Here is a 12478-nt window from a genome sequence, read left to right on the forward strand (position 1 = left end):
TCGGCATGGCGGCCTCCGTGAGCCTGGTTATCGGGAACGCTCAATGCGCCGCCACAAATGCCCCACTGCTCAACGGCAAAGTCCATGCGGAACCGCCCCGCATTTGAAACCGCCAAGTGGCGGCCATTCCATAAAGGAGACGTTCAGTTCATGCGGCGCTGCCGCACGGCCTCGAACAGGCAAATGGCCGCGGCGGCAGCCACGTTGAGTGATTCCATGCCGCCCGGCTGGGGAATCGAGATGGGCGTCGTCACCGACAGCCACTGCTCCGAAACGCCCGCCCCCTCGTTGCCGAACACCCAGCCGACCGGCGTATTCAGCGGCATGTCGAACACGGCGTGCCGGGCATGCGACGAGGTCGCCAGCAGCGGCACATGCAGGCGCGCATGCACGGATTCGAACGTGCAATGCTCGACGACGTTGAGATGGAAGTGCGCGCCCATCGCCGCGCGCAGCGTCTTGGCCGACCAGGCGAAAGCGCAGCCGGTGGTCATGAACACATCGCGCACGCCGGCGGCCGCCGCGCAGCGCAGGATCGAACCGACGTTGCCGGCGTCCTGGATGCCGTCGAGGATCACGCAATCGTGCTCGATGCGATGCGGCAGATGGCCCTCGGGCGTCTCGATCAGCGCCATCAGGTCGATGCCGTTGACGACCGTCGTCAGCTGCGCGAACAGGCTGTCGGCCAGCAGGACGATGCCCTGCGGGTCGACGCGCGCGAGCAGCGGCGCCACCTCGGGATGCGCCAGGTGCCGCTCCGAGACCAGGCACTGCGCCGGCACGTGGCCCGCGTCCAGGTAGGCTGCCACCAGGTGGATGCCATCGAGGACCGATTGCCCGGCGCGACGACGCTGCTGGGTCGAGCCCGACAGCGCCTTCAAATGCTTGAATACCGCGTTGTCGCGGGAGGTGATGTGCTTCACGGGGCGGAGGAGCGGAAGGTCAGTCGGCCCACGCTGTCTTGGCGTCGGTCTGCGGCACGGCGTCGCCGGCCGGGGGCGGCGCACCATCCAGCGCGCGGCGCACGGGGGCAAACGAGCGGCGATGATGCGGCGTCACGCCGTGCCGTTCGATGGCGGCCAGGTGCTGCGGCGTGCCGTAGCCGGCGTGTACGTCGAAGCCGTACTGCGGAAATGCGATGTGCAGGGCCGCCAGTTGGCGGTCGCGCGTCACCTTGGCCAGGATCGATGCCGCCGAGATGGCAGGCACCAGGGCATCGCCCTTGACGATGGCCTCCACCGCGAACGCCACCTGCGGACAACGGTTGCCGTCCACCTGCACCAGGTCGGGCAGCACCCCTTGCGCGGCGACGCCCTGCACGGCGCGCTGCATCGCCAGCATGGTCGCATGCAGGATGTTGATGCGATCGATCTCCTCGACGGTGGCTTCGGCCACATGCCACGCGAGCGCCTTCTCGACGATCTCGTCGTACAGCGCCTCACGCTTTTTGGCGGTCAGCACCTTGGAGTCGGCCAGCCCCTGGATCGGCTTGCGCGGATTGAGCACCACGGCGGCAGCCGTCACCGGCCCCGCCAGCGGCCCGCGCCCGGCCTCGTCGACGCCGCACAGGATGCGGCGTGCGCGCTTGCCCGCCGCCGGCGATTGCGACAGCGGGAGCGCGAGTTGCGGAATCTCGGTGGAATCGGCCGTCATGGTCTCAGAGTTTGCCGCGGCCGCGCAGCAGGTCCACCACCACCTGGGCGCCGATGTCGGCCATGTTCTGCTTGAGCGTCAGGTGCATCTGCGTGAAGTGCTCGCGCAGGAACGCCGCGTTGGCGTGGTCGCTGAGCTGCAGCAGCGTCTCGCGAGCGAGCGCCTCGGGTGTCGCATCGTCCTGCAGCAGTTCGGGCACGACAAAGCGGCCCGACAGGATGTTCGGCAGGCCCACGTACGGCAGGTAGCCCTTGCGCTTCATGATCTGCGCGGTCAGCCAGGGCACCTTGTAGGTGATCACCATCGGCTTCTTGTACAGCGCGGCCTCCAGCGTCGCGGTGCCGCTGGCGAGCAGGATCACGTCGGCCGCTTCCATCGCGGCGTGCGACTGCCCGTCGACCACCCACAGGTGCAGGCCGGGGTGCTCCGCGCGCATCGCGTCGATCCGTTCGCGCAGCATGGCGTTGGCCGCCGGCAGCACAAAGGCGAGGTCCGGCTCGACGGCCTGCATGCGCGCCATCGCGGCGAACAGCGTCGGCCCGAGCAGCTTGACCTCGGAGTTGCGGCTGCCCGGCAGCACCGCCACCACCTTGCGGCCGAGCGGCAGTCCGAGACGACTGCGCGCGCCCTCCACGTCCGGCTCCAGCGGAATCTCGTCGGCCAGCGGATGGCCGACGTAGGTGGCTGGAATCCCGGCCCTGGCGTAGATCTCAGGCTCGAACGGGAACAGGCAGAGGATGTGGTCGACCGCGCGCGCGATCGTCTTGATGCGCCCGGCGCGCCATGCCCAGATCGACGGGCTGACGAAGTGCACCACCGGCACGCCCGCGCGCCGCATGGCGATCTCGACGTTGAAATTGAAATCGGGGGCATCCACGCCGATGAAGGCCATCGGCGGATCGGCCAGCAGGTTCTGCTTCAGTTCGCGCCGGATGGCGAGAATCTCGCGCAGCTGGCCGAGCACCTCGACATAACCGTTGACCGACAGCTTGTGCATCGGCCAGTGCGATGCGAAGCCCTGCTCCGCCATGCGCGCGCCGCCGATGCCCTCGTAGGCGACATCCTGCGGCAGCCGGGCATGCAGCCCCTTGAGCAGCAGCGAGGCCAGCAGGTCGCCGGACGCCTCGCCGGCTGCCATGCCGATGCGGCGGGCCGGCGCGGCGGGCGGCTGCGTCAACGCACGATGCCGCGCTTGGTGGCGGCGATGAAGTCGGCGAAGGTGCGCAGCGCCTCGCGGCTCGGGGCATCTTCGGTCTGCGCGACCTGCGCGGCGATCTCGGCCTGGGCCTGGTCGAAGCTCAGGTCGCTCTTGTAGAGCAGCTTGTAGGCCTGGCGCAGGCCGGCGATCTGCTCGGCCGAAAAGCCGCGGCGCTGCAGGCCCACGACGTTGACGCCATGCGGCGCGGCCTTGTTGCCGCCCTTGTCGCTGGCGGCGATCACGAACGGCGGCACATCCTGCACCAGCGCCGAGGCACCGCCCAGCATCGCGTGCGCGCCGATGCGCACGAACTGGTGCACGCCCGACATGCCGCCCAGGATTGCCCAATCGCCCACTTCCACGTGGCCGGCGATCTGCGCGTTGCTGGAGAACACCGTGTGGTTGCCGATGCGGCAATCGTGCGCGATGTGCACGTAGGCCATGATCCAGTTGTCATCGCCGATGGACGTGATACCGACATCCTGCGCGGTGCCGGTATGGATCGTGGTGAATTCGCGGATGGTGTTGCGGTCGCCGACGATGAGCCGGGTCGGCTCGTCGCGGTACTTCATATCCTGCGGCCGCCCGCCCACCGACGCGAAGTGGCCGATCTGGTTGTCGCGGCCCAGCGTGGTGTAGCCCTCGACCACGGTATGGTGGCCGATGCGCGTCCCCGAATCGATGCGCACATTCGGGCCGATCACGGTAAAGGCGCCGACCTCGACATCCGGGGCCAGTTCGGCCTGCGGGTCGATCACCGCGGTCGGGTGAATCTTCTGAACTTGCGTCATGCGTCGCCCTTGGACTTGTCTTCGCGCACGGCACACATGATCTCAGCCTCGGCCGCGACTTCATCGTCCACGGTCGCGAACACCTTGAACTTCCACATGCCGCTCTTGGAGCGCAGCAGCTCGGCGTTCAACACCAGCTGATCGCCCGGCGTGACCTGGCGCTTGAAGCGCGCGCCATCGATGCTGACGAACAGGTAGAGCTGGTTTTCCTGGCGCTTGTGATTGGACTCGCCGAAGGTCAGCAGCGCGGCGGTCTGGGCCAGCGCTTCGAGCATCAACACGCCCGGCATCACCGGATGGCCCGGGAAATGGCCGTTGAAGAACGGCTCGTTGAAGGTGACGTTCTTGATCGCCTTGATGCGCTTGCGCGGCTCCATCTCGAGCACGCGATCGACCAGCAGCATCGGATAGCGGTGCGGCAGCAGTTCGAGAATCTTCTTGATGTTGAAATCGCTGACGAGGCTCGTCGTCGCGGCAGAGGGTTCGGTCATGATGATTGCTGCAGATGCTTGACCTGCTGTTCCAGTTGTTGCAACCGTTCGCGCATGCGCGTCAGGCCACGGAGGATGGCCGCGTTACGTTCCCAATCCGCGTGGGGCATGAACGGGAAGACGCTGGTGAAGTGGCCAGGCTTGGGAATGGACTTGGTGATCGACGTGCCGCCCGAAACGGTCACGCGATCGGCGATGGTCAGGTGGCCCGCGAAATTGGCCGCGCCGCCGATGATGCAGTAGCGCCCGATCTTGGTGCTGCCCGAGATGGCCGCACAACCCGCGATGACGGTGTACGCCCCCACGTGCACGTTGTGCGCGATCTGCACCTGGTTGTCGATCTTGCAACCCTGTTCGACCACGGTATCGGCCATGGCGCCGCGGTCGATGGCGGTGTTGGCGCCGATCTCCACGTCGTCGCCGACGATCGCCCGGCCGGTCTGGGGAATCTTCACCCACTCGCCGCCCTGCGGGCCGAAATCGGGCGCGAAGCCGAAGCCGTCCGCGCCGATCACCACGCCGCTATGCAGAATGCAACGCGCGCCGACCACGCAGCCGTGATAGATCGAGACATTGGCGTAGAGCAGCGTGTCGTCGCCGACCTGCGCGTCCGCGCCGATAAAGCTGTTGCCCGCGATCCGCACGCGCTCGCCCAGTACCACGCCGGCTTCGATCGTGACGTTCGGGCCGATCGAGCACGACGCCGGCACGACGGCCCCCTCGCCCACGCTGGCGCTGGGGTGGATGCCGGCCGCCGCCGGCCGCGCGCCCAGCGCGGCGAAGCGCTGGGCAATGCGTGCGAAGGCCGCATACGGGTTGGCGGCCACGAGCCAGTTGCGGCCCGCCGCATGGCCCTCGGCCGTGAGCGTCTCCAGGTCGCGGGGCGATACGATGATCGCGCCGGCGCCGGAGGTCACGGCCTGGTTGAGGTACAGCGGATTGGAAAGGAAGGCGAGCTGATCGGCGCCGGCCTGATCCAGCGGCGCGATCGACTTGACGATCAGGCCGGCATCGCCCTGGACGGTCGCGCCGAGCGACGCGGCGAGTTCATCAAGCGAAAACGACATCGGGGCACCCTCATTTCGCCGATTGCGAGGCGTTCAGTGCCTTGAGCACTTCGTCGGTGATGTCGATGCGCGGGTTCACGTACACCGCCTCCTGCACGATCAGGTCGTACTTGCGCTGCTCGGCGATCTGGCGGATCACGCGGTTGGCGCGCTCGAGCACGCCGGCCAGCTCTTCGTTGCGGCGCTGGTTCAGGTCTTCACGGAACTCGCGCTGCTTGCGCTGGAAATCGCGGTCCATGTCGGCCAGCTCGCGCTGGCGGCGCGTGCGGTCGGAATCGGCCAGCACGGCGGTGTCCTTGTCCAGCTTGTCCGACATCGCCTTGAGCTTGGCGGCCATATCCTGCAGTTCACGGTCGCGCTTGGCGAACTCGGTTTCCAGCTTGGCCTGGGCGGCCTTGGCCGGCTGCGAGTCGCGCAGGATGCGCTCGGAATTGACGGCCGCGATGCGGGCTTCCTGGGCGGTGGCCGGCAGCGCAAAGCTGGCGGCGGCCAGCGCTGCGAAGGCAGCGGACACGCCCATGCGGGACAACGTGATGCGCGTGGATTTCATGATGGATGCGGTCATTAGAATGCAGTCCCGATCTGGAACTGGAAGCGTTGCGTCTGGTCTTCGGCCTTCCTCTTGATCGGGAAGCCCATGCTGATCTTCAGAGGACCGATCGGCGACAGCCACGACAGGCCAAAACCGGCGGAGTAGCGCATGTCGCCGACCTTGAACGGCTGGCCTTCGGCGAACACGTTGCCGTAGTCGAAGAAGGTGAACAGGCGGACGGTGCGGTCCACGCCCGAGCCCGGCAGCGGGAAGATGAATTCCATGTTGCCGACGAACTTGCTGGCGCCACCGATGGCCACGCCGTTGGCGTCGCGCGGGCCCAGCGTGCTGGTCTCGTAGCCGCGCACCGAGCCGATACCGCCGGCGTAGTAGTTCTTGAAGACCGGGAAGTCCTTGTTGCCGTAGCCGTGGCCGTAGCCGATCTCGTTGTTGAACGCCAGCGTGAACGACTTCGACACCGGATAGAAGTACTGGTGCTGGTAGTACGCACGGTAGTACTGCAGGTCGCCGCCCGGAATGCCGAACTCCAGGTTGGCCTGCTGGTAGCGGCCGCGCGTCGGCACCAGGGCGCTGTCGCGCTGGTCCTTCGACCAGCCGATGGTGATCGGGAAGTTGTTCGAAATGCGGCCGTTCTTGGCCACGTAGTTCTGGTAGACCAGCGGCGTGTTGGAGGTCACGTCGATGGTCGTGCGCTCGTAGCCGATGCCGAAGAACACGGTATCGGTTTCCGAGAACGGCACGCCGAACTTGATGTTGCCGCCCTGCTGCACGATGCGGTAGTCCTGGTCGCCGGTGTAGTACAGCGGGCGGTACGTGCGGTAGTACAGCTCGGTCGAGCGGCTGATGCCATCGACCGTGAAGTACGGGTCGTACTGCGTCACGGAGATGGTGCGGTTGGACTTGGAGGTGTTCACGTCCAGGCCCAGGCTGGTCCCGGAGCCGAACACGTTGTCCTGGCGGATACCGGCCGACAGCACCAGCTTGTCGGTCGACGAGAAGCCCACGCCCAGGCTGATCTGGCCGGTCGGCTTCTCGGTCACGTTGACGTTGACATCCACCTGGTCGGACATGCCCGGCACGTCTTCGGTGGTGATGTTGGTGTCGGTGAAGTAGCCGGTGCGGTTGATGCGGTTCTGCGAGAGCTGCAGCTTCTCGCCATCGAACCACGACGACTCCATCTGGCGCATCTCGCGGCGCACCACTTCGTCGCGCGTCTTGCTGTTGCCGACCACGTTCACGCGGCGCACGTACACGCGGCGGCCCGGATCGACCACCAGCGTGAGCGCGACCGTGCGGTCCTTCTGGTTGATCTGCGGCTGCGGGTTGATGGTCGCGAAGGCGTAGCCGTACGTGCCCAGCAGGTCGGTGATCGCCTTGGTGGTGGCCGACAGCTTGGCCGACGAGAACACGTCACCCTGCTTGAGCTTGATCAGCTTCTCCATCTCGGCCTGCTTGGACAGCAGCTCGCCGGTCAGCTTGATGTCGGACACCTTGTACTGCTCACCCTCGTGGATGTTCAGCGTCAGGTAGATGTCCTTCTTGTCCGGCGTGATCGACACCTGGGTCGATTCGATGGCGAATTCCAGGTAGCCGCGGTCCAGGTAGAACGAGCGCAGCGCTTCCAGGTCGGCCGTCAGCTTCTGCTTGGAGTAGAGGTCGTTCTTGGTGTACCACGACAGCCAGTTGGGCGTGGACAGCTGCATCTCGTCGCGCAGGTCGCCCTCGGAGAAGGCCTTGTTGCCGACGATGTTGATCTGGCGGATCTTGGCGACCGGGCCTTCATCCACCGTGAACGTGACGGACACCCGGTTGGCATCGACCGGCGTGACGGTGGTCTGCACGTCGGCGGCGTAGTAGCCGCGCGAGACGTACTGGCGCTTGAGCTCCTGCTCGGCACGGTCGATCAGGGATTTGTCGTAGTAGCGCGCCTCGGCCACGCCCACGCCGCGCAGCGAGCGGCGCAGCGTGTCCTTGTCGAATTCCTTGATGCCGATGAATTCCAGCTGGGAGATTGCCGGACGCTCCTCCACGCGCACCACCAGCACGTTGCCCTCGGCGCGGATCTGTACATCCTTGAAGAAACCGGTGTTGTACAGCGCGCGGATCGATTCGGCGCCCTTGTCGTCGGTGAAGGTCTCACCCACCTTCACGGGCAGATAGCCGAATACGGTGCCGGGCTCGACGCGTTGCACCCCCTCCACGCGAATGTCCTTGATGACGAACGGCTCCACTGCATGAGCCTGACCGGCGCAAACGGTCAGCACGGAAGCCGCCAGCATGCTGAGCGGGAAGCGATGTTGTCTGATCAATCTAATCCCCTAAATTGGATCCGGCCGGGATCCACTTCCGAGTGTTTTTCAAAACCCTGGGTTTCCGCACGCCTGCGGCAACGATGGTTCAACCCGGCGACAGCCTAGCCGTGAGCCAGGAACAGCCGGCTCAAGTCGTTGTACAAGGCGAGCGAAGTGAGAAGCAGGATGCAGGCGATGCCGATCTTTTGAAGTACCGCTTGCCAGGATTCCGGCACAGGCTTGCCTGTCAAAAATTCCACGCAATAATACAGCAAATGCCCCCCATCCAATACCGGAACGGGCAACAAGTTCAGCACCCCGAGACTCACGCTGATCAAGGCCAGGAAGGCGACGAAGGACTGCCAGCCGAGGCTCGCGGCCTTGCCCGCGAAGTCGGCGACGGTGATCGGACCGCTCAGGTTCTGCAGCGACGCCTGCCCCACGATCATCTTGCCCAGCACCTTCAGCGACAGCATCGAGGTCCGCCAGACCTCGCGCATCGCATGCCCCAGTGCATGGACCGGCTCGTCGCGGATCAGTTCGGTTTCCACATGCTGCGAGAGCTGCGCGCCGAGCTTGCCGAGCTTCGGCCCGCCCGGATTCGCGGGATCGGCGTCGGCGCCCAGGCGCACCGGGAGTGTCATCGGCAGGCCGTCGCGCAGGATGTCGATCGAGGCGTTCTGCTCGGGCATGGCGCGGATCCAGCGGATCAGGTCGGAAGCCTGGTCGGCGGGTTGGCCGGCGAAGCGGACGATCTGGTCGCCGCGGCGCAGTCCGGCGCGCTCGCCGGCGCTGCCGGGCAGAACCTCGGCAATGGTGACCGGACCGCCCAGCAGGCGCAGCCCGACCTGCTCGATCACGTCGACCTGGGGCGAGCGGGCGGCGCTGGGCAGCTCCCGCAGGCGCACGGTCCGTTCCACGCCGTCGGCACCGCGCACCTGGACGATGGCGTCGCGCCCGCCGATGCCGGCTTCATACAGGCGCATGCGCACGTCGCTCCAGGCCCGGACCGGGGTCGGCGCTTCCTCGTCGGTGCCGACCGCGACCACGCGGTCCTTGGCGCGCAGATCAGCCTGCGCGGCGATGCTGCCGGGCGGCGGTGCGCCGAGGATGGGCAGCGGCTCCTGCGCCCCCACCCAGGCCAGCAGCGCATACAGCGCGATCGCCAGCAAGAAATTGAAGACCGGCCCGGCCGCCACAATGGCAAAACGCTTGTAGACCGGCTGGTGATCGAAGGTACGGGGCAGGTCCTCGGGGGGAATTGGCGGATCCCGCTCAGGGTCGCGGGCGCTCTCGCCCAGCATCTTGACGTAGCCGCCGAGCGGAATGGCGCAGAGCGTCCATTCGGTGCGATCCGGACCACGCCCGACACGGCGGAACAGCACCTTGCCGAAACCGACAGAGAACCGCAGCACCTTGACGCCGCACAACCGTGCAACGCTGTAGTGCCCCAGTTCGTGAACGACGATCAGAACGGCGATCGCGAAAACAAACGCTAAAACGGTCAGCAAGAACCTTCTCCGGATGCGTCGACACGCCAGCGCGGACACCGCCCGCGCGAACGCATTATGTTACCCGCTTGCGCTGACAGGCCGCTTGCACGTGGGCCTGAGGCCTCACGACTGCAGGCACGAGGCAGCGATATAGTGCTCGGCGCGGCGGCGCGCCTGCGCATCGGCGGCAAACACCGTGTCCAGCGAATCCGCCGGTCCGATGGCGGTGCGCGCCAGCGTGTCGCCCACCACCGCGGCAATCTCGGTGAAGCGGATACGGCGCTGCAAAAATGCCTCGACCGCCACCTCGTTGGCCGCATTCAGCACCGCAGGCGCCGTGCCGCCGGCGCGCAAGGCGTCGAAGGCCAGGGCCAGGCACGGGAAGCGGTGCAGATCGGGCGCTTCGAACGCAAGCGTGCCGGTCGCGGCCAGATCCAGCAGCGGCACGCCGGCCTCGATGCGCTCGGGGTACGCAAGCCCGTAGGCGATCGGCGTCCGCATGTCGGGGTTGCCGAGTTGCGCCAGGACCGAACCGTCATCGTAAGCGACCATCGAATGGATCACGCTCTGCGGGTGGATCAGCACCTCGAGCCGCTCGACCGGCACGTTGAACAGCCAGTGCGCCTCGATCACCTCCAGCCCCTTGTTCATCATGGTGGCGGAGTCGACGGAAATCTTGCGGCCCATCACCCAGTTCGGATGGGCGCAGGCCTGATCGGGCGTGACCTCGGCCAGCGTCTCGACGGCGCGCGTGCGGAACGGGCCGCCCGACGCCGTCAGCACGATGCGCGCCACACCGTGCCCGAAGCTCGGACGCTGCTGGGGCAGGCACTGGAAGATGGCGTTATGCTCGCTGTCGATCGGCAGCACGGTGGCGCCATGCTGGCGCACCGCGTCCATGAAGAGCGCGCCGGACATCACCAGCGCTTCCTTGTTGGCCAGCAGCACACGCTTGCCCGCGCGCACGGCCGCCAGCGTCGGGCGCAGGCCGGCCGCGCCGACGATGGCGGCCATTACGGCATCGCAATCGGGGTGGGCGGCGGCCTCTTCCAGCGCCTCGGGGCCGAAGCGGATGTCGATGCCTGTGGCCTCCGCGCCGAGCTGGTCCCGCAGCGCCTCGGCCGCGGTGGCCGCGCCGACCACCGCCATCGCCGGACGGAACACGCGGCACAGCGCGGCAAGCTTATCGACCTGCGTGTTGGCGGTCAGTGCGAACACGCGGTAACGGTCGGGATGGCGGCGCACCACGTCGAGCGTGCTGTCGCCGATGGAGCCGGTGGCGCCAAGAACGGTAATGCGCATCATGTCCGGAAAGCGCCTCAGGTCAACAATACAGCCAGCGGCAGCACCGGCAGCAGTGCGTCGATGCGGTCGAGCACCCCGCCATGGCCGGGCAGCAGGCGGCTGCTGTCCTTCATGCCGACCTGGCGCTTGAGCAGCGACTCGAACAGGTCTCCGCCGACGCTGGCGGCCACCAGCACGACGGTCAGCGCCAGTGCGATCACGGCGCCATGCTGGTCGAACTGACGCGAGAACCAGGTCGGCGCGAACCAGTGCGTGGCCCCGGCAGTTACCGCAATGAGACCCACCAGCACCGCGCCGCCGATGGCGCCTTCCCACGATTTGCCGGGGCTGATGCTCGGCGCGAGCTTGCGACGGCCGATCGCCTTGCCGACGAAATACGCCCCCACGTCCGCCGCCCACACCAGCACCGCCACCGACAGCAGGAAGGCGATCCCCTCAGCGCGCAATTGGATTGTCGCGTGCACGAACGCGGGCAGGATCACCCAGCCCAGCAGCGCGAACAGCGCCCGGCGCATGCCCGTCAGCTCGCGCACGCCGCCCGCCAGCAGCATCCAGGCCGCCGCCCAAGCAACCATGTCTGCGTAGAACAGCGCTCGCGTGTCACCATGCACCGGGATGTCGTGCCAGGCGATCGTCAGCACGACCGCCACGGCCGCGTACAGCACCGGCCCCCACCAGCCCGGCAGACGGACCAGTCGCCCCCATTCCCAGGCCGCCAGCACGGCAAACACCGTCACCAGCCCGGTCAGGCCGGCAGGCGGAGCGAACAACAGGATCGGCAGGATGACAATCAGCAGGCAGACAGCGGTGATCACGCGAGTCAGCAGCATGCGTCAGGCTCCGGCCGACAGCGCGGGGGCAGTGCCGGGTTCCAGCTGCGCGCTGGTACGGCCAAAGCGCCGCTCGCGGTTGCGATACCAGGCAAAGGCGCGATCCATCTCCGCAGCGTCGAAATCGGGCCAGTAGCGTTCGGTGAAGTAGAGCTCGGAATAGGCGAGCTGCCACAGCATGAAATTGCTGATGCGCTGCTCGCCGCCGGTGCGGATGAACAGGTCCGGCTCCGACGCATACGCCAGCGCCATATACGGCGACAGCGCCTCTTCGGTGATGGCTTCGGGCGCGATGTCGGGCTGATCGGCCACCAGCGCGCGCATGGCCTGCAGGATGTCCCAGCGGCCGCCGTAGTTGGCAGCGATGGTGACGGTGAGCCCGGGGTTGGCCGCCGTCTTGGCTTCCGCCTCGCGGATCATCAGCTGGATACGCGGACTGAACGCACTCAGATCACCCACCACGCGCAGGCGGATGCCGCTGTCATTCAGCTTGCTCACCTCGCGCCGCAGAGCCGTCATGAACAGCTTCATCAGGAAGGAGATTTCCTCGGCCGGACGGCGCCAGTTCTCCGAACTGAACGCGAACAGCGTCAGGTAGCGCACGCCACGGTGGTCTGCGGCCTGGACCGCGGCACGCACGGCATCGAGGCCACGACTGTGCCCCGCCATGCGCGGGAGGTGGCGTTCGGTGGCCCAGCGGCCATTGCCATCCATGATGATGGCAACGTGGTGTGGCGTATCGGCGGTGTCAGGCACCGCCAGTGTCGAGCTGATATGCATGAATGGGTTCCCATGGCCGACACACA

Annotated in this window: 12 protein-coding genes; all 12 read right to left on the reverse strand. The window is 66.9% G+C overall.

Annotated features, from left to right (window positions below; translation table 11 throughout):
• Positions 1–143: 143 nt before the first annotated feature.
• The 12 genes from GO999_RS09275 to uppS all read right to left on the reverse strand — a co-directional run bounded on the left by GO999_RS09275 (position 144) and on the right by uppS (position 12452).
• Positions 144–923 carry a TrmH family RNA methyltransferase gene (locus tag GO999_RS09275; RefSeq protein WP_016721998.1) on the reverse strand — a complete coding sequence of 260 codons (780 nt, stop codon included), beginning with the start codon at positions 921–923 and terminating at the stop codon, positions 144–146.
• 19 nt (positions 924–942) lie between these two features.
• Positions 943–1653 (reverse strand): ribonuclease HII, encoded by a 711-nt coding sequence (gene rnhB / locus GO999_RS09280; protein WP_011001367.1) that lies wholly within the window; start codon positions 1651–1653, stop codon positions 943–945.
• 4 nt (positions 1654–1657) lie between these two features.
• Positions 1658–2830, reverse strand: coding sequence for a lipid-A-disaccharide synthase (lpxB, locus tag GO999_RS09285; protein ID WP_028860537.1), 1173 nt, complete (start codon positions 2828–2830; stop codon positions 1658–1660).
• Positions 2827–3642, reverse strand: coding sequence for an acyl-ACP--UDP-N-acetylglucosamine O-acyltransferase (gene lpxA, locus GO999_RS09290; RefSeq protein ID WP_011001365.1), 816 nt, complete (start codon positions 3640–3642; stop codon positions 2827–2829). The genes lpxB and lpxA overlap by 4 nt, the downstream gene beginning before the upstream one ends.
• Positions 3639–4133, reverse strand: a complete 495-nt coding sequence (gene fabZ, locus GO999_RS09295; RefSeq protein ID WP_011001364.1) for a 3-hydroxyacyl-ACP dehydratase FabZ — start codon at positions 4131–4133, stop codon at positions 3639–3641. Before fabZ ends, lpxA begins: the two co-directional genes overlap by 4 nt.
• On the reverse strand, positions 4130–5200 hold the full coding sequence (lpxD, locus tag GO999_RS09300; protein WP_016722002.1) for a UDP-3-O-(3-hydroxymyristoyl)glucosamine N-acyltransferase: 1071 nt from the start codon (positions 5198–5200) through the stop codon (positions 4130–4132). The genes fabZ and lpxD overlap by 4 nt, the downstream gene beginning before the upstream one ends.
• Before the next feature lie 10 nt (positions 5201–5210).
• Entirely contained in the window at positions 5211–5765 is a 555-nt protein-coding gene (locus GO999_RS09305; protein ID WP_011001362.1) for an OmpH/Skp family outer membrane protein, read from the reverse strand.
• Positions 5765–8062, reverse strand: coding sequence for an outer membrane protein assembly factor BamA (gene bamA, locus GO999_RS09310; RefSeq protein ID WP_011001361.1), 2298 nt, complete (start codon positions 8060–8062; stop codon positions 5765–5767). Before bamA ends, GO999_RS09305 begins: the two co-directional genes overlap by 1 nt.
• A gap of 104 nt (positions 8063–8166) precedes the next feature.
• A complete protein-coding gene (gene rseP, locus GO999_RS09315; protein WP_211906159.1) occupies positions 8167–9555 on the reverse strand; it encodes an RIP metalloprotease RseP in 1389 nt (462 codons plus the stop codon).
• Positions 9556–9660: 105 nt separating this feature from the next.
• Positions 9661–10842: a 1-deoxy-D-xylulose-5-phosphate reductoisomerase gene (ispC, locus tag GO999_RS09320; protein ID WP_111375186.1), complete on the reverse strand. Its 1182-nt coding sequence runs from the start codon at positions 10840–10842 to the stop codon at positions 9661–9663.
• 14 nt (positions 10843–10856) lie between these two features.
• The gene (locus GO999_RS09325) at positions 10857–11672 is read right to left on the reverse strand and encodes a phosphatidate cytidylyltransferase (RefSeq protein ID WP_064477765.1); all 816 of its coding nucleotides are present in this window, start codon (positions 11670–11672) and stop codon (positions 10857–10859) included.
• Positions 11673–11675: 3 nt separating this feature from the next.
• Entirely contained in the window at positions 11676–12452 is a 777-nt protein-coding gene (uppS, locus tag GO999_RS09330; protein ID WP_020831937.1) for a polyprenyl diphosphate synthase, read from the reverse strand.
• Positions 12453–12478: the final 26 nt, after the last annotated feature.

It is taken from the genome of Ralstonia nicotianae, from assembly GCF_018243235.1.
In the GTDB taxonomy this organism is placed as follows: Bacteria; Pseudomonadota; Gammaproteobacteria; order Burkholderiales; family Burkholderiaceae; genus Ralstonia; species Ralstonia nicotianae.

Excerpts from the sequence above, each read along its gene's own strand:
- rnhB (WP_011001367.1), bottom strand. The coding sequence starts at position 1,653 with ATGACGGCCGATTCCACCGAGATTCCGCAACTCGCGCTCCCGCTGTCG.
- lpxA (WP_011001365.1), bottom strand. The coding sequence starts at position 3,642 with ATGACGCAAGTTCAGAAGATTCACCCGACCGCGGTGATCGACCCGCAG.
- fabZ (WP_011001364.1), bottom strand. The coding sequence starts at position 4,133 with ATGACCGAACCCTCTGCCGCGACGACGAGCCTCGTCAGCGATTTCAAC.
- lpxD (WP_016722002.1), bottom strand. The coding sequence starts at position 5,200 with ATGTCGTTTTCGCTTGATGAACTCGCCGCGTCGCTCGGCGCGACCGTC.
- GO999_RS09305 (WP_011001362.1), bottom strand. The coding sequence starts at position 5,765 with ATGACCGCATCCATCATGAAATCCACGCGCATCACGTTGTCCCGCATG.
- ispC (WP_111375186.1), bottom strand. The coding sequence starts at position 10,842 with ATGATGCGCATTACCGTTCTTGGCGCCACCGGCTCCATCGGCGACAGC.
- GO999_RS09325 (WP_064477765.1), bottom strand. The coding sequence starts at position 11,672 with ATGCTGCTGACTCGCGTGATCACCGCTGTCTGCCTGCTGATTGTCATC.
- uppS (WP_020831937.1), bottom strand. The coding sequence starts at position 12,452 with ATGCATATCAGCTCGACACTGGCGGTGCCTGACACCGCCGATACGCCA.